Below are 21,444 nucleotides of genomic sequence, written 5' to 3'. Positions count from 1 at the left end.
GGCGGTCGGTGCCGAACCGGCACCGACCGCCGTCGGCGTTCATCACGGGACCGGCCCCGCCCCGGCCCATGGCCGGGGCGACTCGTCCGTACGCTCAGCGTCGCAGCATCGACAGCGCGTGCATGGCCGACCGTGCGGCCATCACCCGACCCATGCCCTTCGAGGCGTACCGCAACCCGCCGGACGCCTGCCGCATTGCGCCCGGTACGTGCCGCATCGCACCCGACGCCTGGTTCAGGGCCCCCGGCACATGCCGCATCGCCCCCTGGGCGTACCGCGACACGTGCGACCGGCGGTGCCGCATGCTCCTGGCCCGTCGCAGCATCCCCTTGGCCACCTGGCCGGGCTTCTGCTGCTCCCCGGCGAGCGCGGTGATCACAATCAGCGCGCCGGTGAGGGCGGGAATCGCCCACTGGAGCACCCGGAGCTGGCGCTGGCTCGCCGCGATGTCCTTCGGGGTGGCGTGGTTCGGCTCGGTGGTCCCGTCGACCGGTGGACCACCGGCCTTCTGCAGCCTCATCCCGAGCATCCGGCTGTAACCGGTCACCGCCAGCGCCGCCACGGTGAGCCCGGTCTTGACCAGGCTCATCCTGGCCACCCCGGCCTGGGCGATCACCCGTGGACTCTCGGTCACCAACTCGCCCGCGGCGCCGGCCATGTGGGCACCGATCGCGGCGGCGTTGACCGGTGTCCACCGGGCCCAGCCGGCCGAGGCCACGCCGAGCCGTTCCTTGGAGTTGTCGACCCGGGTCGCCGCGCTGTTGACGCCGACCGCCCCCATCAGCGAGCCGCCGAACCAGGCCGCCAATCCCAGATCGTGCATCGAGCGCAACACCGTGTGTCGTTCGGACATCTGATCCCTCCCACCTGGTGAGGACCGCCGCTTACCCGTCGGCTGCCGGGGTAATCCAGCCGGGGCGTGAACGTCGCTGCTGCTCGAAGGCGAGCGGCAGCGGGTGGACCGCGACCCGTCCCACGGCGATCAACGGCGGGGGTCGACGTGCACCTTCGGACCCGGTCCGGCGTTTTCGGGCAGACCACCGGCCAGCACCTCGCCGACCTGCTCCAGGCCGACGGTGGCGGCGACCAGCGGCCGGGGGTCGACGGTGGCGGCGGCGTACCGCTCGATGGTGCCGGCGAGCCCGGCCGAGGCGCCGAGGATCCCGACCGCCGTCACGTCCTTGAGTACCAGGGTCCGGGTGTCGAGCCGGCTCGGGGTGCCGGCCAGGCCGATGTAGACCACCCGGCCGCCGGGTTCCACCAGGTCGAGCGCGAGCGCCGGTACGGCCGGGTCGTTGGAGGCGTCGACAACCGCGTCCCAGGGCAGTGCCGGGATGCGGTCATCGCCCCACACGCCGGCAAAACCCAGGGTGCGGGCGAACTCCAGCGACCGGGGCGACTTCCCCACCACGTGGACCTCGGCACCTTCGGCGCGGGCGAACTCGGCCACCAGCAGCCCGATGGTCCCGGGGCCCAGGACGAGCACCCGGTCACCCGGAGCGGGTGCCGCGGCCCGTACGGACCGCAGCGCGTTCCCGCCCGGCTCCACCAGGGCACCGGCGCTGTCGTCCACCGAGTCCGGCAGGGCGTGCAGGGCGCTCACCGGTACGGCCAACTGCTCGGCCAGTGCACCGGCAAATCCGCCCCGGATGCCGATCTCGCTGCGGTCCGTGCAGACATGACCCAGGCCGCCCAGGCACCGCCGGCAGTGGCCACAGCCGAGCATCGTGTCGCCGGTGACCCGCCGGCCGAGCCACCGTGGATCGACCCCGCGCCCCACCGCCGCCACCGTGCCGCACCACTCGTGGCCCAGGCGCATCGGGTACCGGGCGTGGCCCTGGTGCAGGTACGCCATCTCGCCGGTGAAGAACTCGACGTCGGTGCCGCAGACCCCGACCCGGGACACGTCGACCACGACCTGGTCCGGTCCCGCCTTGGGTGGCTCGACCTCCTGCACGCCGGACCGGTGCGGGCCGGTGACCACGAAGGCCCTCACCCCGTCCGCCCTCCCCGTTCGACGATGGCCCGGATCGCCGGCAGATCCTCGACCAGGTCCCGCAACGGGGTCCGGTACGTCAGCGCGCTGATGCTGACCGCACCGCTGGGTTCGGTCGGCGAGGAGAGGAACAGGGGGAGTGCCAGGCAGCTCACGCCGGGCTCGTTCTCCTGGTCCTCGACGCCGTACCCGCGTTGTCTGGTCAGGGCCAGTTCGGCGCAGAGGTCGGCCACCGCCGTCCGGGTCCGCTCGGTGCGGGGTTCGAGGTGCGTCGAGCCGGCCCAGGCGCGTACGGCGTTGTCGTCGGGGAGGTGGTGGGCCAGGAGCAGCTTGCCCAGTGCGGTGCTGTGGGCGGGATTGCGCCCGCCGACGGTGGAGGTGAGCCGGACGGCACCGCTCGGCGGATCGATCTTCGACCGGTACACCACCGACCGCCCGTCGAGTACGGCGTAGTGCGCGGTCTCGCCGTGCCGGGCGGACAGCTCGCGCAGAATGGGGACGACCCGGAGGTGGTCCAGCCGGGCCTCATGGTTGGCGAAGGCGAGGCGGATGAATTCGTCGCCCAGCACGTACTGCCGGCGGTCGTCCTGGGTGGCGAAACCGGCTCGGCGCAGCGCGGCCAGTGCCCGGTGCACGGTGGGTTTGGGGCTGGCCACGGTACGCGCGAGGTCGTCCAGTGCGATGCCGTCGGGGTGCCGGGCCAGTTCGGCGAGGACGGCGAGGACCCGGTCGGAGCCGACGAGCGGACCCTCGGCGGGCCGTTCCGCCGTACCGGATCTTGCGGTAGCCTCGGCCACGTTCCGAATCGTAGACTGAGGTTCCAATAATTGGAAGGCGGTCACATGTCGGGGCAGCGCAGCGCGCAGTGGTACGGCGGAACCGACCGCAACGCCTACATCCACCGCGCCTGGATGCGCCGTGGCCTGCCCGCGCACGCCTTCGACGGCCGTCCGCACATCGCGATCGCGAATACCGCCTCGGACCTCACCCCGTGCAACAGTCACCTCGACGAGGTGGCCGAGAGCGTCAAACAGGGCGTGTACGAAGCCGGCGGCATCCCGCTGAACCTCCCCGTCGTGTCGCTCGGCGAGACACAGGTACGCCCGACCGCGATGCTCTGGCGCAACATGGCCGCGATGGCGACCGAGGAGATGCTGCGGGCCAACCCGATCGACGGCGTCGTGCTGCTCGGCGGCTGTGACAAGACGATCCCGTCCCTGCTGATGGCCGCCGCCTCGGTCGACCTGCCCGCCGTGGTGGTCCCCGGTGGCCCGATGCTGACCGGGACCTTCCGGGGTGTGCCGCTGGGCTGCGGCACCGACGTGTGGAAGCTCTCCGAGGAGGTCCGCGCGGGCACCCTGTCCGAGGAACAGTTCCTCAGGTCCGAGTCGTCCATGATCCGCAGTCGCGGGCACTGCAACACGATGGGCACCGCGTCCACCATGGCGCTGGTCGCCGAGGCCCTCGGCACCACCATTCCCGGATTCGCCGGCACCCCGGCCCCGGACAGCCGCCTGCTCGAACGGGCGCACGACACCGGCCGGCTCGCCGTCGAGCTGGTCGCCGAGCAACGCCGCCCGAGCGACCTGCTCACCCGTGGCTCGTTCCTGAACGCGATCGTCGCACTCGCCGCCATCGGTGGATCGACCAACGCGGTCGTGCACCTGCTCGCCATCGCCGGCCGGCTCGGGATCGAGCTGACCCAGGACGACTTCGACCGTACCGGTGGGGGTGTGCCGTTGCTGGTCGACCTCCAGCCGGCGGGCCGGTTCCTGATGGACGACCTGTACCGCGCGGGTGGGCTGCTCGCCGTGCTGCGCGAGGTCCGCGACCTGCTCGACCCGGACGCGCTCACGGTGACCGGTCGCCCGCTGGTCGACTACCTCGACGAGGCCCAGATCTGGGACCACGAGGTCATTCGGGTACGCGACCAGCCGCTGCTCCCGCGCGCCGGGATCGCGGTGCTCTACGGCAACCTGGCCCCGTCCGGCGCGATCATCAAACCCGCGGCGGCATCACCGCACCTGCTGCGCCACCGTGGCCGGGCGGTGGTCTTCGACTCCATCGAGGACCTGCACGCCCGGATCGACGATCCGGATCTCGACGTCGACGCGGACTCCGTGCTGGTCCTGCGCGGGTGTGGACCGCGCGGTTATCCGGGCATGCCCGAGGTGGCGAACCTGCCCCTGCCGACCAAACTGCTGCGGGCCGGCGTCCGCGACATGGTACGGATCTGCGACGGCCGGATGAGCGGCACCGCGTACGGCACGGTGGTGCTGCACGTCGCGCCGGAGGCGGCGGTCGGTGGTCCGCTGGCGCGGTTGCGTACCGGTGATGTTGTCGTGCTCGACGTCGAAGCCCGCCGCCTGGACGTCGACCTGCCCGAGGGGGAGTGGGAGTCGCGCCCGCCGGACGCGGCAACGGTACGGGCGTACGCGAACCCGAAGCGCGGCTGGGAACGGCTCTACGTCAACACCGTCCAGCAGGCCAACACCGGTGCCGACCTCGACTTCCTGATCGGGTCCAGCGGCGACGAGGTAGCCCGCGAGTCCCACTGAACTCCTATCGACCGGAGCGTGCCTCCACGCAGCGGCGGAGGTTGCTCAGGTGCGTGCGCCAGCCGGCCCGGTGTTCGTCGGTGAGTCGGGCGCCGTCCGGATGCCGGTCGAGCCCGTGCTCCCGTACGTGGACCACCGTGCCGTGATCGCCGGCGAGGAGGCGGAACTCAACCTCGGTGGAGTCGTCCCACCCCTCGTCGGCCCAGCGCAGGCGCAGCAGTTCGTTGGCGACCAACGCGGTCACCGCACCCCGGGTGTGAACCGGATTCCCGTCCGGCCCGGCCCAGGTTTCCGTCACCGGGCCGCCGACCACCGGTTCCAGCTCGAGATAATCCCACTAGCCGGTACGCCGCTCGGCGACGACCAGCGCCGCCCAGACCTCGGGTGCGGGGGCGGCGATCTCCATCGTCTCGTGCACCACCAGGTCGTCATCGAACCGGTCACCCATGGGCGAAAACTCTATCGATCCGATTCACCGCCGGCAATTCACCCGACGGGCGGGCAATTCCGAGTCGTATTCACGTAATCGATGTCCGGGGCGGGTGGCTTTCATCTCGCGTACAGGTTGCTTGAAGGTTTCTCCCGGTCAGGGGTGCTGCAATGGTTGGGCTGCCGGAAGTAGGCCGCCGGCGGTTGTTCGGACTCGGACCGAAGGAGCACCTGATGCGCTGGCTGTCCCGGCGGCGGTCGCCCGCCGATGATCACACGCCCACCAAGCTCGACCGGGAGGGAACCTCCGCCGACCTCGCGGCGCTGTCCGCGTTCATCGACGACCGGCGCGGCGTCGAGTTGTACCTCGAACCGGAGACGACGGCGACCGACACGACCGTTGTCGCCATCGCCGACGACGGCGAGTGGATCCGCCGCCGGACGGGTTCGCCCCGGGTCGCGCAGCGGCTGGCGCACCGGCACTCGGTGCCGATCTACGAGGCGGCCCGGGTCGGCTATCCGGAACGGATGCGGGCCTGGAACCGCCAGCACCCCGAACGCCGGATGCGCTGATCCATGAAGATCACCTCCCTCGGGACGGCGTACTAGAATCTCCCGGTGCCGGGCGATTCCGCCCGCCCGTCGTGACCAGGGGAGAGATCAGGATGATCTTCATTACCGCGAAGTTCCGGGTGCTGCCGGAGCACGCCGACCGGTGGCCCGAGATCGCCGCCGACTTCACCTCGGCGACCCGTGGCGAGGCGGGCTGCCTCTGGTTCGACTGGTCCCGCAGCCTCGACGACCCGACCGAGTACGTCCTGGTCGAGGCATTCCGTGACGGCGACGCCGGTGGGGCGCACGTACAGTCCGAGCACTTCCGTCAGGCGCAGCGGACGCTGCCGCAGTATCTGGCCGAGACGCCCCGGATCGTCAACGCCACCGTCCCGCAGGACGACTGGTCGCTGCTGGGGGAACTCGCCGTACCGGAGCGCTGATCCCGAGGGGTCGAATTGATGCAGAAACATTTGTGAATCTGATCTGATCTCCGGCAGAAATGATCTGCTGGTTGGCTGACGCCCAGTATTCGCCGGTAAGGAGCGAAGGGGTGGTTATGGCCGTACCTCCAGCGCCCACGGATCAGGAACTCGACGTCTACATCAGAACCCGCTACGCCCTGCTGGGCATCGACATCTCGGTACTGCCGGAAGACGACCCGGCCGCACCGATGGACCAGGCGAGGGTCTTCTCCTCTGCCCGCAGCGTCATCCGCCAGGATGCCGTGATCAATGCCTACCCGACCGATCAGCAGGCCGACGTGCCGGCCCTCTACCCCGTCCAACTCGCCCAGTGGACGGGAGCGCTCGATGACTGAGCCGCTGGTGCCCCACCGGGCCGACCGGATCACGGACGGCACCGGGCAACCGCAGGACCTCACCGTCGACCGGCGCTGGTTCATGTCCCGGATGGCCGGGCTCTGGGCCGCCGCGGCGTCCGCCGGAGCGGCCGGCGGGACGCTCTTCGCGGCCACCCCGGGCAGCGCGGCCCCGGCCCCGACCGCCGCCGGTCGCTCCGGACCGGGTACGCCGAAGGACTGGTGGGACGGCGCGTTCGCCCGGACGATCCGTCCCGAGGCGCTGGCCGACCCGACCGAGCTGACCATCAGCGAGGCGGCTGCCGCTTTCCGGCGCAGGCTGCTCAAGCCGGTGGACCTGATGGACGCCTACCTCGATCGGATCAACCGGTACGAGGCCAGGTACCAGGCGTTCCTTTGGCGCCGCCCGGACGCCGAACTGCTCGACCTGGCCCGCCGTACGAAGATCCACAGTGGATCGACGGCGCTCGCCGGGATCACCACCGCGGAGAAGGACAACTACTACACCGCGGGCATCCCCACCACCGCCATGTCCCCGGTCTACCAGGGATTCGTCCCGGCGTACGACTCGACGGTGCACGCCCGGCTCAGGACCGACGGCGCGATCATGATCGGCAAGGCGGCCATGGGTCCGCTCGCCTCCGGCCGAGCCCGGCTGCCCGACGGCACCGCCACCACGTACAACGCCTGGACACCCGACGACATCCGGTACAGCCCGAGCGGGTCGTCGGGCGGCACGGCAACCGCGGTCGCGGCCCGGCTCGCCACCTCCGGCACCGGGACCCAGACCGGCGGTTCGATCACCTCGCCCTCGAACGCGCAGAACCTGACCGGTCTCAAGCCGACCTTCGGTCGGACCTCCCTGTACGGCATCGTGCCGCTGACCATCACCCACGACCACCCGGGGCCGCTGGCCCGAGACGCCATGGACGCCGCGATCATGCTCCAGTCGGTGGCGGGTCCGGACCCCAACGACCCCCGTACGCTCGGCCTGCCTGAGGTGCCGAACTACATCAGGTCGGCCGAGGTCTACTACTGGAAGAAGCGGATCCGGGTCCGGTGGGAGACCACCCTCGGCTACCCGCCGGACTACCTCACCGGCGCCAACGAGGAGACCAGGCCGCTGCGCGAGGCCATGCTGGCCGCAATGCAGACGGTCGGCGTGATCGTACGGGAGGTGCCGTACCCGGAGGGCTGGAGCGAACTGACCGGGACGGTGACCAGCACCTCCGGCGAGGGCACCAACCTCTTCCTGCCGGTCCTGCAACAAGACGTGCGGCTGTTCGCCGATCGTCTCACCGGTTTCCTCAACGGCCAGTTCCGCAGTGCGGACAGCTACCTCAAGGCGATGGAGGCGCGTTACCTCCTGCTCAAGCGCACCCTCGACCAGTTCTTCGGCCAGTGCGACGTACTGCTGATCGGGACGGCGGTGGACCGGATCGGACTGCCGATGATGGCGTTCCCCTACGGCCTGGGTGTCGACCAGACGACCGGGCTGACCGTGCCGAGGGGCACGACCATCGCGGCGCCGCCGTTCGGGGAGGAGCGGCTGCTCGCCGTCGTGGCGGCGTACCAGGCGGTCACGGACCACCACCTGCGACGGCCACCGGATCCGTCCGGACCGGTCGGTGCCGGGGCGCGGGTCGCCGCGCCGTACAAGGTGCCCGCCGACTACGACGCCACCGAGGAAAGCTGATCGACCTTCCAGGGGTGCTCTTCATCCGATCGATCGCAATCTGAGGCGGCGTGCCGGTGGGCGCGTCAGCCACCCGAGGAAACGCTCGTCCAACTCTTCGGGGGTCGCGTCCACCAGCTCCGCCCCCTCAAGCCTCCGGTACTGCTCCATGTAGGGCCGGAGGTTCTGCGGCTTAGCGTCCGTCACCGCCAGCAGCCGCCGCCGGAAGAACCGGCACGGCCACGGGTCGAGACAGTCACGACAGCGCCAGTCCGGGCGGTGCCGATGCTGGACCATCAGGTCTTCGTCGTCGTCATCCACGGCGCGGGCCCGTTCGCTCCGGTACTCCGCTCCGCTGGCTCGGAATCCTGAAAGACGCTTCACTCGTCATCCGCTACTGCCGATGACAATGCACTCGATACGGTCGTCGAATTCGCTCCGGGGCAGTCAAATCGGGGCTGAGTCGGTAGGGTACCGGCCATCTCCCGAGGTAGTCCTCGGCGTGCCCCAAGTGACATCTACCGATCCGAAGGAAGCCCGGCATGAGCAGTCCACGTGAAACTTTCCTCCGACTGGTGAACGGCGTCTGCGATGGTCCGTATGAAGACTTGGCCGACCTGTACGCCGAACAAACCCATGTCACGCATCCGTTCCACCCGCTCAACCCGCCGCCGCTGCGTAGCCGAAGCGAACTGCACGAGCACTTCACCGCGCCGCCTCCGGTCGCCCGGACGCTGAACCGTCAGCCGGTCGACGTGACGATTCATGAGACCGCGGACCCGGAGGTGATTGTTGCCGAGTTTGCCTATCAGGGGCGGGTCGCCGAGACAGGTGAGGCATTCACGGTGCCATGCGTCTTCGTAATGCGTATCCGCAATGGGCTCATCATTGAGTCCCGCGACTACATTGACCACGTTGCCAGCGCGCGGGCCTGGGGTCAACTCGACAGCCTCTTGACCGCACTCCGTCCGCAACAAAGCGCCACCATTGAGAGCACGGCCCGACCCTGATTCACGCCCGGACTCCCTGCACGCTCATCTGCCGCCGACCGTGCCCACAGCCGGAGCAGTCATGCTTGGTGACTACGCTTCCCGGCCGGTGGATGTCCGGAACTGTCGAGTTGAGTGCGTCTGCCTGACTGGGCATCAGGTGTCGTACTCACCGCTGTCCCATGGGTCGGTGAAGGCCATGTAGTCGCCGGGCTCCAGGGTGACCCACCATGCGTCGTCGTCCTCCTCCGGCTCTCTTGGGATGAGGCCGAAGGTCGTACCGAACCGATTGATTGCGAACGGCTCGACTTCGATGCGGGTGAACGTGACCTCCCCAAGTCCCTTCAGCCGGGCGTCGTATGCCGCCCGGCGCGCCGCGCGGTCCATCCGGGCTCTGGGACCGAAGGCATCAATCCGGGCCTCCAGAAACCGGCCACCGGCGTCGAAGAGGTACAAGGCGACAAACTCCTGACCATCTATTTCCCCACGGATGGCGGGCTCGAAGGGGGTGGTGAGGAAAAACTGTCTTCCATCAGCGGTGCGCCCCACATGCTCGGCGTGATAGTCGTCGTGATCGATAGCGAGACGGCTCGGCGGTCCGACCCTCATCCAAATCCTGCATGACGTCCTCGGGTCTGCCGACCGTGCGCGACGCCAGGCGATGTGTCGTCACGTACGGCGGTACGTTCCGGCACTATGCGGCACACGGAACTGTCGATGTGTGTGCGTGCTAGTGCATTCGATCGTGTCACGAAGAGTCCGGGATCACGTAAATTCGCGTCGTATTCAACTATGCGTTCGAGTCGGTGAAGATATGGCTCAGCCGGTGCCGTCCTGCACGGGATAGTGGATGACGACCGCACCGCCGGTGGCGTAGTTGGCGACATCGGCGGCCACCTGCCGGCCTTCCGGAGACGACCTCGACGCGGTCATTGCCGCAGTGTCAGCGAACTCGGCTTCGAAGACCGCGAAGTACGGCGCCTGTCCCTGCGTCGCTGCCACGTCGAAGCTGTAGCGCCAGGCGAGCAGGCCGGGCATGAGTGTGACCAGCGGGAGGTGGTGGGTCACGTAGTAGTCGCGGAAGTGGTCGGGATCGGCGGGCTCGGGATACAGGACCACCAACTTGTGCATGTTCGGTTCCTTTGCTTACGGGTGCGTGCTATCCAGCCGGAAATTTGCGTATGGTCATTGCCGTGTCGAGCGGAGACTCGGCGGCGCATACGTGGGAGTGCGCAACCGCCTCAGGCGATGGGGTTGCCGCCTCGGCGTACCTGGGTGTGGAGTTCTTGTTCGGCTTGCCTCTCTTCCGGTAATCGGATCGACTTGACTGACGCTGGTTCGGTGCCCTGGTTGATTTCGGGCTGGCGCTGGCGGGCGAGCGTCAGGCTGGTCAGTGCCGTGACTGCCATCGCGGCGATGCCGATCAGCGCTGCCGTGGTGTAGGCGCCGTCGTTTGGGAAGAGATGGCCGCTCTCGGTGCCGGCGGCCAGGGTCAGGCCGCCTAGAGCGCTGCCTAGGGAGTACCCGACGCTGCGGACGACGTAGTTGAAGCTCATGGCGCTTGATGTTTCGCTCTTGGGGGTGACGGCCAGGATGACGCCGGGCATGGCAGCCGAGAAGCTGCCGACGCCGAAGCCGAGCACGCCCATGGCCGTGAGCAGTTCGGCTAGGTTCGACCGTTCGGCCGCGAACAGGACGAACCCACCGCCGACGACGACAGCGCTGCCGGCCAAGAGCAGGGGGGCGTCGATCCGTTCGCGGACTCGGGGCGTGAGCTTGCCGGCGATGAAGCCCAGCACGGAGAACGGGACGAGGACCAGCCCGGCGGCAAAGGTGGTCAGCCCGAATCCGTAGCCGACGCTGTTCGGTGTCTGCGCGTACCGGGTAATGAGGGTGAGCAGCAGATACATGCCGCTCCCGCCGACGAACATGGCGACATTCGCCCCGGCGACTGCTGGGTGCCGTACGGCCCGGAGATCGACCAGCGGTGTCTTGCTGCGCAATTCGGAGGCGACCCAGATGCAGAGCAGGAGCACAGCGCCGATGGCGAGGACCACCGTCACACGGAGGTGATGGCTCCACAGGCTCCTCTGGCTTGCCAGGAACAGGACGAGGAACAGTCCCCCCGCCAGGACGAGCGCGGTCGAGACGTCCACGCGAGCGGAGCGGCCTTCGGGAGCTTTGGGGATAGAGCGCCACGCGGCCAGGAATGCGGCAGCGGTGACGAACAGGCCGAGGCTGTAGGCCGCTCGCACACCGCCGAGTTCGGCGAGCAGACCGGCGAGCGGGTAACCTACGCCAGCCCCGATGATCGAGACCACCGAGATCAGGGCGATCGCAGCCGCGCTGCGCCCCTCGGGAAGATGGTCACGGGCTACGCCCATCATCAGCGCCGTCAATCCGAGCCCGACGCCCTGAGCCGCCCTGCCGGCAAGCAGCCAGGCGAAGGGCAGCGGCAGCACGGTGAGCGTGCTGCCAGCGACAACGACCGCCAGCGTGGCGAGAATCGTGGTCCGCCGGTGTGGTCCGGCGCCGAGCCGGCCGAGGACGGGCGTAGCGACGGCGCCGCTCAGCAGCGCGATAGTCAAGGTCCACTGCGCACTGTCGAGCGAGACGTGCAAGGTGGTGGCCACGCTGGTGATGAGCGGCGTCCCCAGACTGCCGACCGCCGCGACGACCAGTGCTATGAACATCAGGGCGGGGACCAGTAGGCGCGCCTTGGAATGCTCTGCGAGGGTCACTGCTTCGCCCCTTCGCGATCCTGGTCTTCGAGCTCGGCCAGATGCAGCAGCGCTGGGAGGGCCGCCTTCAAGGCGTTGACTTCTTCCCTTGTGAGTTCGTCGATCAATCGCGCAAACGCCTCGACGCCCGCCCGGCGGCGCGCCCGAACATAGGACGCGCCCGCCCCGGTCAGACACACCAGCGTGACCCGCTTGTCGGACGGGTCGCCCCTCCGCTCGACCAGCCCAGATTCCTCCATCACCCGAACCAGGACAGTCATCGCGGGCTGGGTGACGCCTTCGATCACGGCGAGGTCGGTGATCCGTCGCGGACCGGTCCGATCCAGGGTGGCCAGGGTGGCCGCGGAGGTGATGCTCATGTCACGTGGAAGACGTCTCACGGTTCTGGTGGCCAACCCGTAGAGGGCTGACCCGATCTCAGTGGTAGTGCCACGAGCGGCGTCTTGTCGGCTCATGGTCGAAGCATAGCACTTTTATATGAAGGCTTTATGCATCTCTCGTCCCGGCTCGAACCCGGCCCCGAGCCTCGTCCTCTCGGCCACCGTCGTCAGGCGTCTGCACGACGGCCTTGACGAGCACGCGCCGACCCAGTCACCCACGGCCTCATCGCCTCCGCTCGCGAAGCGAGCAGCAGGCGCTTGGTCTCGGCTACGAGCCAGAGCATGCGGCCACCTACCCTCCTGAGGGCGCGGGGCCCCGGTCGGGCATCCCGCTGGTTGTTGAGCGCCTAGCTCCCTGCCGCATGCAGTCGCATCCTGTAGATGTTGCGCAGCTCCCCGTTCACTCTGGCCGTCTTCCAGTACCGGAAGCCCAGCTTTTGGCAGACGTTCTGCGATGGCTGGTTATCCGGGTGGATGATCGCGAGTAGGTCGCCGCTGTACTCGACGGCAGCTCTGGTCAGGAGCGCCTTGGTCGCCTCGGTCGCGTAACCCTTGCCGCGAGCCGCTGGAACGAGTCTGTAGCCCCACTCCAGCCATCGGTGACCATCCAGATCGATCCAATCGACTCCGGTGTAGCCGACGACAATGCCGGACGACAGTTCAACGATCGCCTGCTTGGCGAACGAGACCTCCGCACATCGCGCGATCATCCGGTCGAACCGCTCCTCGGCCTCGTTGAGTGACAGGACACCGTCCGAGAAGGCCATGAAGCCCTGGTCGCAGAAGAGCTTTACGAAACGCGGTCGGTCGGCCTCAACGACATGACGGACCGCGACCCGCGGTATTGCCACAGGACGAAGATCTGGTTGCTGCTCAGGCACGCTGACCATTATGGCGTTGACGGCTGCGTACGACGTCCGCATCGCCGCCGACCTGCGCGCCGCCCACAGCAGAAGCAGTCACGCTTGGTGACTACGCTTGCCGGCCGGTGGATGTCCGGAACCGTCGAGATCTGTATGGTGAGTCACCGCAGTGCTGCTGCGAGATCCGCGGCGTTGTCGAAGGCGGGTGCCGCCCTTTCGGATTCGTCTCCCGTGAGCGTGACGGACTGGACGCGGGCCAGCATCTCGGCCGCAGTCTTCGGATCGTGCAGCACCATCGCGAGTTCGGCGCGGTAGACCAGGACCTCTACCTGCTCGACCGGGTCGTCGTCGGCTTGCGGGCGGGCCAACGCGCTGTCGAGGATCCGAACGGCCTGTCCGACGCTTCCCCTGGAATCGGCCTGCACGACAGCATTCGCTAGGGCCTTGGCCAGCCGTCCGGCAGGCGTGGCGGACGGCATGGGCGCGGTGGCGGCGTCCCGAAAGACGCGGATCCAGTTGCCACCCGGGTCGATGACGCTGAACCCGCCCAACCCGTCGACGTTCTTCCGCGCCCTGGGCCGGGTCATCCGCGGGGTTCCGGACACCAGTACCTTGCCGTACGCGACGCGCATGCCGGCTGCGAATGCCCGGTGTAGTCCCTCGATGTCCGCGGTGAGTACGAGACAGGAGCCATAGGACTGCTCCGGGTCAAATCCGGCGATCTCGAAGAACTGCAGATGCAGGTCTTCCCGCTGCACCCCCACACACGCGTTGGGCTTGCGCTGCTTGTAGGTGGTGCGGAAGCCGAGAACTCCGTAGAAGGTTTCGATGTCGTCAATGGATGCGCACGGCAGCAGGGGAACGGTCCGCTCGTTGGTCATGCCTCCTTCCTAGGCGTCGCAGGGGGTCCATCGCACATGGAAATAGCCGATCATCGCCTTCGGTCATCCGATCGGCTGATGGCCCAGAACGCAACGCCGCCCAGCCGATCCATCGGCGGTGATCCGGGTACTGCGAGGGTGCGGACCTCACCTCGGTAGCCCTTGATGCTGGTACGCCGGGGTGGGAGGACGTCTGGACATGCCGATGACCCGGGTGCAGGGGATTCATCCCGACGGAGTGCCGAGCAGCGCTGGATATACGGGCCGTTCGGCGATGCGGTTGTCCCTGCTTCGTCGCGACGAGGTAGCCGGTCAGGCTCGGGCAGGGAACGAGGTGATGTCGGTAGGGCGCCAAACACGAGGGGAAGGCTGTCACTGTCGGTAGCCGTGAACAGTCGAGTTCAGGCAGGAGGACGTCCCGGTGTGCCGATGTTCGCGTACCCGATCACGGCGGGGATGGCGACAACGGCGTGTGCTGGCCGTGGGCCACCCGTCGCGGGGCTCGCCGTATCGTCGGTGCTTCGTGGCACCATGCTGGACCATGGATCATCAGGGGCGGTTTCGTGGTGCGGCGCTAGCGTTGGGCGTACCGGACGACGAGATCAGCAGGTTCATCACGTACCTCCGGCTGTCGATCCGGTTGAGCGGGGGCTCCGGCGGAGTTCTGGTCGGACAGTTCGGTGGGTTGCCCCGGCTGCCGGTGGATGAGGACTGGCCGTCCGGTCGGGTCGGTCAGTTGCCGTTCATCTTTTCCGTCGACTGTGCGGCGCTGCCGAGGGTCGACGGCTTTGGCCTGCCGGCGGACGGCGCGCTGTTGTTCTTCCTGGACCACGAAAACGACTACCTGGCCGGTGGCGCCGCGGATCATGAGTACGCGCGAGTCGTGTACGTACCGGCCGGCACTGACACCGCAGTCGCAGAACCCCTCAACCCCGAGATCGTCGGGGAGCAGTGGGACGTGAGCGCCTCGCTCCTTGCGGAGTTCCCCAACTGGTTCGCGTCGAACGACGACGAGGATGAGGACGAGGACGAGGACGACCTGTCGCCCTTCCAGCAGCAACCGGCCCGTGACCTGGAGCGTGACGTGCCGCACCTGGACGAGCTCTGCGCTCTGGCCCACGATCTCTGGCCGACTGACGAAGGGCTCGCCAGCGCCTACATCGGCGGGTATGTCGACGACGAGGTGATCACGAGCATCGCGGAGCAGACCCTCGCGGGGCGCGAGAAGGCCGGCGAGATCGTCATTCCGGTGGCGAAATGGTATTCCCATGTGGAGGAGGAAAAGCGCCGGCTGACGGGTGAGTGGGTGTCGCTCGCCCGCTTTCCCGTGGCCGACGAGTTCTATTCCGGGAGTTTGGTGATCCGCCACGACGACCTGGCCGCCGGCCGACTGGACAAGGGGTTCTCCGTGACCGAGTTCAGCGAGTAGAAACCCGGGCGCCGAATGCGCCCGCGGTTCCGCGTTGCCTGCGGTCGCCGACGCCAGGTACTGGGCATCCGCTCATGCCGCCGACCAGGCACGTCGCCCTTTGGCGAAAGCCGTCACATTCCGTGCAGGTCCGCCGGTGTCGGTCGGCTTCCGGACCTGTCGAGAAGAGCTCGCCGCTTATGCGCCTGACCCGCTCGTCTGGGGCCTCATGTCAACCCATGTCGTGAGACAAAACGGGTGACCCGCCGGATCTGCGTACACGTAGCATTGCTCGCTGTTGGGCTGGAACTCGTACTTCGTCGCTCCCGCCTTCAACACGCGCAATTCCGCGGCAGTCCGGTCTTCGACATAGAACTCAAGGTGTACCTGGGCGGACGATGCGGGGTCAGGCCACATCGGGGGCGTGTATCCGACCACCCGCTGGAAGTCCATGCGGCCGGTCGGGCAGATGACCGTGGCCCAGTGCTCATCCAGATTGGTAACCGTGCCACCGGTGATCTCGGCATAGAAGGTCGCCATCAGCTCCGTGTCGAGACAGTCCAGAGTGACCGAGGCGAGCCGGATGGAGTCGGACATGGTCGTCTCCCTGAAAGGAACGGGGCGTCCTACCCTAGGACGCCTGAGCATTCGGCGCCGGATCGCGGACGCTACCAGGTTCGCTGATCTGCCGCCGACCGGGCGCGTCCCGCGCCAGAGCGTCCATCACCCTCGGTAGCCCTCCATGCTGCTACGCCCACTTGGAAGGACGTCCGGGCGTGCCGAAGTGAGGGCCGTCGGACGTTACTGCTCCTTGGCTCCAGGGCAATGGTAGGCCGACACACTACTGTCGGTTGCTGCGCTTGACCGGGAGCCAGCTCGCCAGCATCGGCACGAGGGCGGACACCAATGGTGCCCCGAAAACGCACAGTGTCTGTTCCCATGGATGGCCGAATGTGCCAGTGCTCATATCCTCGGCGAGGAAGATGTAGTAGTCGCCGTTCGGGAACACGGGTGTAAGCCATTGCTGATCTGGTTGGCAGGCGAACAAGTGGGGCCAAAACCTGTACGGTTGATGCTGCCAGTCCAGCACCACTACGCCGGTTTCGCGGTCCAGCGCCCGAACCAGGGCCACCAAGGCAAGGCTGTTGACCACGTCCGCACCGGCAGCGAACTGCACATGGTCGCCGGCGAAAATTGGTCCGAGGTCGAGGGTGACCGAAGGTCGCGGCTCCCTGATCGCGGGCCAGGATCGCATGCCGGGTCGGAAGCCGAAACGCTGGTCGAAGGAAGTCCAGTACCCCTCATCGGTCTCCATGGGGATCGGCTCCCGCGTAGGCTGAGCTGATGCGGCCCCGGACACGCGGTCGTCGGTCGTCGGATCCGTGGACTATGCCGGCCAACCTCTCCTGGATGCCACGCAACACTCTAGTGGTGTCACGATCAGTGAATCCCGTGTCGGACGTCCAGTCACGTGACCAGCCCAACGTCTCGCTGGCGAAGGCCAGCTCGGTGGCAAGCAGGAGACGGCGGCAATCACGACGCGACATAGGGCGCGACGTTCGAGTAGACCGGCGAGCCGTGGCACATCTCCGTGCAGTTCGCGGCGATCGCCGTAGCCGAGGAGGTGGACCACCACGTCCCTGTCGCCTCCCGTACGCTCCCACTCCTTGACGCCGAGGCGAAGCAGTTCTCGTTCGACCGGCGTGAGGTTGGCCAGATCAACCTGCGCTTCCATATCCACCGGCCGATCATGCAGCGGCTGACACTCGCCCGTACTCTTTTCCCGCTGGTCGTGCGCTCAGGCGGACGACGAGCCGTCACGCCCGGTGTTGCGCGTCCCGTGGTGTCGACATCCTGAACTGCCTAGGGAAGTGCCTGCCCCTGCGGCGGAGGTCGCCTTCCGTGTGGTCGGGCCGCTGCGCGCGGCCAGCCATATCCACCCGAGCGCGATGCGCCCCGATCTGCCTGTCAGATCGGGCAGCGCGGAACAATCCGGTGGCGCCATGGCCGGCGTTGCGCGATGCTCTGCTCGATGGGAGCCCTGGACGCGCACGCCGCACGTGTTGCTGATGGACGCGTGGTCGAGTTCCGCCCGAGCGGTTCCTCCATGGTCCCGCTGATCCGGAGCCGTCAACTGGTAACCGTTGCTCCGGTCGACCCGACCAAGGTCGAAGTCGGAGACATCGTCCTGGTACGGGTCGCGGGAACGACCTACCTACATCTGGTTTCCTCCGTCAATACCGATACCGGCCGGGTGCAGATCAGCAACAACCAGGGCCGCGTCAACGGCTGGACGAGCTACGCCCGCGTCTACGGGATCTGTACTGCCGTCGATGGGGTACCGCGACCTCGCACCGCAGACAAGGTACGACAACCATAAGCGACTCCAGGAGCCACTGAGCGCCGTGCCTGAACCTCAAGCATCCATCCGGTCTGCCGCCGATTGTGACGTAGCGTCAGTTCGACGACCAGGTCGATGTCCACTGTTGGGTCCTTGCCGAGATGTCGCGCACTCTGGCAGCCCGATCAGCTGAGCTGCTCCTCTGACTCGTGGTATCCATGGGCTGACAGCGCGGCCCAGAGCTGTTCATCCCAGACGGCCTCGTCAGCGTCGCTCCATCGATGCTGCTGAGGACACTGCCAGTGCGGTGTCGGATCGGGACGAAGGCAACCGCCGAGCGCCAGACTCCCGTTCATGGCGGCGTCGACCGCTGCCGGAACAGGCAGACCGAACAGCAGGGGCACACCTGCTCCACCGCATTCAGGGCAGTTCGGGATCACCGGTGCACTGTACTCGGCGAGCATCCTCTTCTGCCGCGATCCGCTCGTGACCGCCCGGCTAGAGCTGTCCAGTTCGGTGCTGACGAACCTTACGCGGGCCCCGCTGTCATGGCCACGGGACTGGCGCGGGTCCGGCGTTTGGTGATGGTCCGTACGGCGTGTGGCCGGCCCGGAAGTATCTGAGGTGGTTGACCGTCGAGATCAGCACACGCTCGAACAGTTTGGATTCCTCTGGCAGACGTCCGCTGTAACGATCCGCGTGCTGCTCCACTTTCAAGTAGGTGAAGCTCGCCCTAGTCCGTGAACGGTCGACTTCGACCTGAGCTTCATAGACCTGGTAGCCGGTCCATGATCGCCAGAGCCGGAGCACGTCGGAGTCATCGAGCTGGGCCACCCACCGGATCTCCATGTCGAAGAACCCCAGCCCATCACGGAGCAGCCCGATCGTGTCCGCGTCCAGGGCAAGGCGGGGAACTTGATCGACCACATGCATTGTCAGGCCGGCGTGAACCTTGGCTGCGCTAAGCGCCGTGAACAGCGGACGGAGATCTTCAGCAGGCATACGAACATCTTCCTCGTCATCCCGACCGGATCAGGTACCCGGATCTGCCGCCGATCGTGCACGTGGGCACAAGGGCGGCCGTCCCTTTGGTAACCGTCAGCGGTTGTACATTCAGGTGCTAGAACGTCCGGTCGTGCCGAATTGAGTGCGTGCCGGTAAAGCGCGATTCGTCGTACGCGCGCTCCGGCGGGTGGCGAACCCGGCCGGCGCTCACGCTCGGGTGCCACCCAGCCAGGCAACGAAGCTCCCCATCCGCTCGGCGCTCCATCGGTCTCGGCCAGAGGACCCGTACCATCGGGCCTCCGCAAGCTCGAAGCGCCAGCGCATAACCAGGCTGGGCCGGAAGGGCGTGAGTTCGAAACCCCACTGCTTCGCGAGCGACTCTGACTTGCTGATCATGCCGTCAATCTTGCGCGGTGTGAGCTCGAGTTCGTTTGCAGCTGTAACGATTACCGCCGACCGCACCGCGATTCGATTGCGCCGGGAGGACGTCATCCCCGGTAGCCACGCCTCCCAGCTCGTCGTGGATGATCCGCGACACCTCATCCGCAGTGACGCCGTAGTCGTATTCGACACGCTCCGTCACCCGCTCGGAGAACCGGCGAATCTCCACAGGGCCGAACCGATTCTGACTCAGCCGGCCGAGCACCACGACGAACGCGCCCTCTGGCACTGCGGTCAAAGCCCTCGCGTCCTGGTTCGCCCGCGATTGCAGCCGACGTACCAACGCACGATCGCCGAGCAGTACGGCATGGAGGAAATTGCCCTGTGGCGTAGTCATTCCACTGGCCCGCCCCGGCGTCATGCCCGCAGCTTACGACTAACCCGCAACGCGGATCCCTGAGTGAGTGTTTGAGAGTGCGTCGCACGGCGTGTCCGTCGGGTTAGTGGATTTTCGTTGGAGGTTCCTGTGTGGAGCGGACGCGGACGTATGACTCTGACCTGACCGATGCCCAGTGGGATCTGGTCGAGCCGTTGCTGCCGTTGATCAAGGAGCCTGGTCGGGTGCCGAAGCATCCGCGTCGGGACGTGGTCGATGCCATCTTGTATATGGTGCGGTCCGGGTGTTCGTGGTGGCAGTTGCCGGTGGACTTCCCGCCGTGGCAGACGGTGTACTGGCAGTTCAAGCAGTGGGAGAAACGCCACGTCACGGAGCGGGTCCTTGACCTGTTACGGGAGGAGGTCCGCCTGGTCGAGGGCCGGAACCCGCATCCGTCGGCGGGGATCGTCGACTCCCATCGGTGAAAGGTGCCGACACCGTTGGCTGGGACACTCGCGGCTACGACGAAGGGAAGAAAATCAACGGCCGGAAGCGGTTCGTCGTGACCGACACCCTCGGTCTGCTGGTCTGCGTGTGGGTCCTCGCCGCGTCGTGGCAGGACCGCGACGGGGCGAAGGGTGCCCTGCTGGCGGCCTATGCTGGCACGCCGATCCGGTTCGTGTTCGCCGACCAGGGCTTCGCCGGCCGCCTGGTCGGCTGGTGCCGCGACGTTCTCCGCACTCATCTTGAGATCGTGCGGAAGCCGGTCGACCAGGAAGGGTTCGTTGTTCATCCGAGGCGGTGGGTGGTCGAGCGGACCCTGGCGTGGCTCACGTCGTACCGGCGCCTGGCCCGTGACTACGAACGTGACCCGGCGGTGTCCGAAGCCCTGATCTGGTGGGCCGCGATCAACCAGATGATCCGCCGACTCACCCGAGGAGGCCCAGCCCGGCGACAGCAACGACGCACCTTCAACCAGCCCGACTGACACCACTCGCAAACACTCACTTAGTGTCGTGCGGGCAGTCGGAGTTCATCGGTGCTGTGGAACCTGATGACCTCGGTTATCGTTCTGCCGTGCGACGTCCGTGCCGGTCTGAGCCGTATCGCTCGACGAGCGCGTTGCCGATCGAGGCCAGATGGTCCCGCACACCCGGAGGACCGGTCACCTCGATCCATTCGAACAGCCCGGCAAGCTCGCCGGCGAGTATGTACTCATCGTTGCCGCGGATCACGACCTCGATGCGGCCGTCGGTCGTGGAACCTCCCACCTCGAGCCGACCGCCGAACCCCATCCGGAGCACGCCTATCCCATGGGGCGCGCACATCGCCCGGGCCTCGAAGGGTGTTCGCTTGCGTTCGACCTCGTCCGCGATCGCGCGCCAGCTCTCGGCAAGGTCGAAGTCATCGGGTCGTTGCACGGGTTCGCCGGTCGGGGTGACGGACGACACGCGGTCGATCCGGAAGGTCCGCCGACCGGCGTCAGTGCTGGAGACGAGGTACCACGACGGGCCTTTGGCGACGATGCCCAGCGGGTGGACGGTTCGCTCGGTTTCGGTGCCTTCGCGGTCGACATAGCCGAGCCGGACCTGGACGCCGCGGATCACCGCGTCCTGGAGCTCGTCGAGGAAGCGAGGCGGTCGAGGCTCGACCCGGCTCGACCCCCATCGCTGCGGGTCCATGACGAGCGACGACGCCGCCGCCTCGGCCTGCACCCGGAACGGTTCCGGCAGGGCATGGACGAGCTTGCGCAGCGCCGCTTTCACGGCTGGCGTGACAGACGAGGCAGGGCCGGCGACCAGGAACAGGGCGCGGGCCTCACCCGCGGTCAACCCGGACAGGTCGGTGCGGGCGCCGCCCACGAGGCGCCAACCGCCGCCCCGGCCCTGCATGGAGTACACGGGCACGCCGGCCATGCCCAGGGCGTCGAGGTCGCGGCGGGCGGTGCGCTCGGAGATTTCCAACTCCCGGGCGACCTCCGCTGCGGTCACCTGTTCGCGGTGTTGCAGCAGGAGGAGGATGGCCATCAACCGGTCAGCTCGCACGTCG

Annotated in this window: 28 protein-coding genes; 11 read left to right on the top strand and 17 right to left on the bottom strand. The window is 67.6% G+C overall.

Going from position 1 to position 21,444, the window contains the following annotated elements; all coding sequences use genetic code 11:
* Window positions 1–94: 94 nt before the first annotated feature.
* The 3 genes from OIE47_RS36480 to OIE47_RS36470 form a co-directional block, all read right to left on the bottom strand.
* Window positions 95–853, bottom strand: coding sequence for a hypothetical protein (locus OIE47_RS36480; protein ID WP_326559108.1), 759 nt, complete (start codon window positions 851–853; stop codon window positions 95–97).
* A 129-nt stretch (window positions 854–982) separates the two neighbouring features.
* Window positions 983–1,996, bottom strand: coding sequence for a zinc-dependent alcohol dehydrogenase (locus OIE47_RS36475; protein ID WP_326559107.1), 1,014 nt, complete (start codon window positions 1,994–1,996; stop codon window positions 983–985).
* Window positions 1,993–2,793, bottom strand: coding sequence for an IclR family transcriptional regulator (locus OIE47_RS36470; protein WP_326559106.1), 801 nt, complete (start codon window positions 2,791–2,793; stop codon window positions 1,993–1,995). Before OIE47_RS36470 ends, OIE47_RS36475 begins: the two co-directional genes overlap by 4 nt.
* A gap of 45 nt (window positions 2,794–2,838) precedes the next feature.
* Here OIE47_RS36470 and OIE47_RS36465 point away from each other — a divergent pair, with 45 nt between their 5' ends.
* On the top strand, window positions 2,839–4,554 hold the full coding sequence (locus OIE47_RS36465) for an IlvD/Edd family dehydratase (protein ID WP_326559105.1): 1,716 nt from the start codon (window positions 2,839–2,841) through the stop codon (window positions 4,552–4,554).
* A 4-nt stretch (window positions 4,555–4,558) separates the two neighbouring features.
* Here the strand turns inward: OIE47_RS36465 and OIE47_RS36460 are convergent, their stop codons facing one another.
* Entirely contained in the window at window positions 4,559–4,867 is a 309-nt protein-coding gene (locus OIE47_RS36460; protein ID WP_326559104.1) for an SRPBCC family protein, read from the bottom strand.
* 350 nt (window positions 4,868–5,217) lie between these two features.
* Here OIE47_RS36460 and OIE47_RS36455 point away from each other — a divergent pair, with 350 nt between their 5' ends.
* The 4 genes from OIE47_RS36455 (at window position 5,218) to OIE47_RS36440 (ending at window position 8,051) form a co-directional block, all read left to right on the top strand.
* Entirely contained in the window at window positions 5,218–5,556 is a 339-nt protein-coding gene (locus OIE47_RS36455; RefSeq protein ID WP_326559103.1) for a hypothetical protein, read from the top strand.
* A 92-nt stretch (window positions 5,557–5,648) separates the two neighbouring features.
* Window positions 5,649–5,978: a putative quinol monooxygenase gene (locus OIE47_RS36450; protein WP_326559102.1), complete on the top strand. Its 330-nt coding sequence runs from the start codon at window positions 5,649–5,651 to the stop codon at window positions 5,976–5,978.
* A 116-nt stretch (window positions 5,979–6,094) separates the two neighbouring features.
* Window positions 6,095–6,355, top strand: coding sequence for a hypothetical protein (locus tag OIE47_RS36445; protein WP_326559101.1), 261 nt, complete (start codon window positions 6,095–6,097; stop codon window positions 6,353–6,355).
* Window positions 6,348–8,051, top strand: a complete 1,704-nt coding sequence (locus OIE47_RS36440; protein WP_326559100.1) for an amidase — start codon at window positions 6,348–6,350, stop codon at window positions 8,049–8,051. The genes OIE47_RS36445 and OIE47_RS36440 overlap by 8 nt, the downstream gene beginning before the upstream one ends.
* A gap of 21 nt (window positions 8,052–8,072) precedes the next feature.
* Here OIE47_RS36440 and OIE47_RS36435 read toward each other — a convergent pair whose 3' ends face one another.
* The gene (locus OIE47_RS36435; protein ID WP_326559099.1) at window positions 8,073–8,351 is read right to left on the bottom strand and encodes a hypothetical protein; all 279 of its coding nucleotides are present in this window, start codon (window positions 8,349–8,351) and stop codon (window positions 8,073–8,075) included.
* A gap of 221 nt (window positions 8,352–8,572) precedes the next feature.
* Here OIE47_RS36435 and OIE47_RS36430 point away from each other — a divergent pair, with 221 nt between their 5' ends.
* Complete coding sequence (locus tag OIE47_RS36430) at window positions 8,573–9,040, top strand: nuclear transport factor 2 family protein (RefSeq protein WP_326559098.1); 468 nt, start codon at window positions 8,573–8,575, stop codon at window positions 9,038–9,040.
* A gap of 135 nt (window positions 9,041–9,175) precedes the next feature.
* On the opposite strand, the gene OIE47_RS36425 is transcribed toward OIE47_RS36430, so the two are convergent.
* From OIE47_RS36425 to OIE47_RS36400, 6 genes are all read right to left on the bottom strand, one after another.
* Window positions 9,176–9,628, bottom strand: coding sequence for a hypothetical protein (locus OIE47_RS36425; RefSeq protein ID WP_326559097.1), 453 nt, complete (start codon window positions 9,626–9,628; stop codon window positions 9,176–9,178).
* A gap of 210 nt (window positions 9,629–9,838) precedes the next feature.
* The gene (locus OIE47_RS36420) at window positions 9,839–10,150 is read right to left on the bottom strand and encodes an EthD family reductase (protein WP_326559096.1); all 312 of its coding nucleotides are present in this window, start codon (window positions 10,148–10,150) and stop codon (window positions 9,839–9,841) included.
* A 110-nt stretch (window positions 10,151–10,260) separates the two neighbouring features.
* Window positions 10,261–11,760: an MFS transporter gene (locus tag OIE47_RS36415; RefSeq protein WP_326559095.1), complete on the bottom strand. Its 1,500-nt coding sequence runs from the start codon at window positions 11,758–11,760 to the stop codon at window positions 10,261–10,263.
* Window positions 11,757–12,119: a MarR family winged helix-turn-helix transcriptional regulator gene (locus OIE47_RS36410; protein ID WP_326559094.1), complete on the bottom strand. Its 363-nt coding sequence runs from the start codon at window positions 12,117–12,119 to the stop codon at window positions 11,757–11,759. The genes OIE47_RS36415 and OIE47_RS36410 overlap by 4 nt, the downstream gene beginning before the upstream one ends.
* Window positions 12,120–12,487: 368 nt before the next feature.
* Window positions 12,488–13,021 (bottom strand): GNAT family N-acetyltransferase, encoded by a 534-nt coding sequence (locus OIE47_RS36405; RefSeq protein WP_326559093.1) that lies wholly within the window; start codon window positions 13,019–13,021, stop codon window positions 12,488–12,490.
* Between the two features lie 143 nt (window positions 13,022–13,164).
* Window positions 13,165–13,884, bottom strand: a complete 720-nt coding sequence (locus tag OIE47_RS36400) for a VOC family protein (protein ID WP_326559092.1) — start codon at window positions 13,882–13,884, stop codon at window positions 13,165–13,167.
* A 541-nt stretch (window positions 13,885–14,425) separates the two neighbouring features.
* On the opposite strand from OIE47_RS36400, the gene OIE47_RS36395 reads away from it, so the two are divergent.
* Entirely contained in the window at window positions 14,426–15,313 is an 888-nt protein-coding gene (locus OIE47_RS36395) for a DUF1963 domain-containing protein (RefSeq protein ID WP_326559091.1), read from the top strand.
* Between the two features lie 177 nt (window positions 15,314–15,490).
* Here the strand turns inward: OIE47_RS36395 and OIE47_RS36390 are convergent, their stop codons facing one another.
* Window positions 15,491–15,889, bottom strand: coding sequence for a VOC family protein (locus OIE47_RS36390; RefSeq protein ID WP_326559090.1), 399 nt, complete (start codon window positions 15,887–15,889; stop codon window positions 15,491–15,493).
* A gap of 244 nt (window positions 15,890–16,133) precedes the next feature.
* Window positions 16,134–16,607, bottom strand: coding sequence for a DUF2716 domain-containing protein (locus OIE47_RS36385; protein ID WP_326559089.1), 474 nt, complete (start codon window positions 16,605–16,607; stop codon window positions 16,134–16,136).
* 276 nt (window positions 16,608–16,883) lie between these two features.
* Here OIE47_RS36385 and OIE47_RS36380 point away from each other — a divergent pair, with 276 nt between their 5' ends.
* Entirely contained in the window at window positions 16,884–17,150 is a 267-nt protein-coding gene (locus OIE47_RS36380) for a hypothetical protein (protein ID WP_326559088.1), read from the top strand.
* A 174-nt stretch (window positions 17,151–17,324) separates the two neighbouring features.
* Window positions 17,325–17,672 carry a hypothetical protein gene (locus OIE47_RS36375; protein ID WP_326559087.1) on the top strand — a complete coding sequence of 116 codons (348 nt, stop codon included), beginning with the start codon at window positions 17,325–17,327 and terminating at the stop codon, window positions 17,670–17,672.
* 146 nt (window positions 17,673–17,818) lie between these two features.
* Here OIE47_RS36375 and OIE47_RS36370 read toward each other — a convergent pair whose 3' ends face one another.
* The 3 genes from OIE47_RS36370 to OIE47_RS36360 form a co-directional block, all read right to left on the bottom strand.
* A complete protein-coding gene (locus OIE47_RS36370) occupies window positions 17,819–18,097 on the bottom strand; it encodes a hypothetical protein (RefSeq protein WP_326559086.1) in 279 nt (92 codons plus the stop codon).
* Between the two features lie 82 nt (window positions 18,098–18,179).
* Window positions 18,180–18,635 (bottom strand): hypothetical protein, encoded by a 456-nt coding sequence (locus tag OIE47_RS36365; protein WP_326559085.1) that lies wholly within the window; start codon window positions 18,633–18,635, stop codon window positions 18,180–18,182.
* A 403-nt stretch (window positions 18,636–19,038) separates the two neighbouring features.
* Window positions 19,039–19,440: a hypothetical protein gene (locus OIE47_RS36360; RefSeq protein ID WP_326559084.1), complete on the bottom strand. Its 402-nt coding sequence runs from the start codon at window positions 19,438–19,440 to the stop codon at window positions 19,039–19,041.
* Window positions 19,441–19,547: 107 nt separating this feature from the next.
* On the opposite strand from OIE47_RS36360, the gene OIE47_RS36355 reads away from it, so the two are divergent.
* Together OIE47_RS36355 and OIE47_RS36350 are read left to right on the top strand one after the other, a co-directional pair.
* Entirely contained in the window at window positions 19,548–19,880 is a 333-nt protein-coding gene (locus OIE47_RS36355) for a transposase (RefSeq protein WP_326559083.1), read from the top strand.
* Window positions 19,877–20,383, top strand: coding sequence for a transposase (locus OIE47_RS36350; protein ID WP_326559082.1), 507 nt, complete (start codon window positions 19,877–19,879; stop codon window positions 20,381–20,383). The genes OIE47_RS36355 and OIE47_RS36350 overlap by 4 nt, the downstream gene beginning before the upstream one ends.
* A 76-nt stretch (window positions 20,384–20,459) precedes the next feature.
* Here OIE47_RS36350 and OIE47_RS36345 read toward each other — a convergent pair whose 3' ends face one another.
* Complete coding sequence (locus OIE47_RS36345) at window positions 20,460–21,422, bottom strand: helix-turn-helix transcriptional regulator (RefSeq protein ID WP_326559081.1); 963 nt, start codon at window positions 21,420–21,422, stop codon at window positions 20,460–20,462.
* Window positions 21,423–21,444 lie beyond the last annotated feature (22 nt).

Source organism: Micromonospora sp. NBC_01796 (assembly GCF_035917455.1).
Taxonomy (GTDB): domain Bacteria; phylum Actinomycetota; class Actinomycetes; order Mycobacteriales; family Micromonosporaceae; genus Micromonospora_G.
This window is presented reverse-complemented; position numbering and strand designations above follow the sequence as displayed.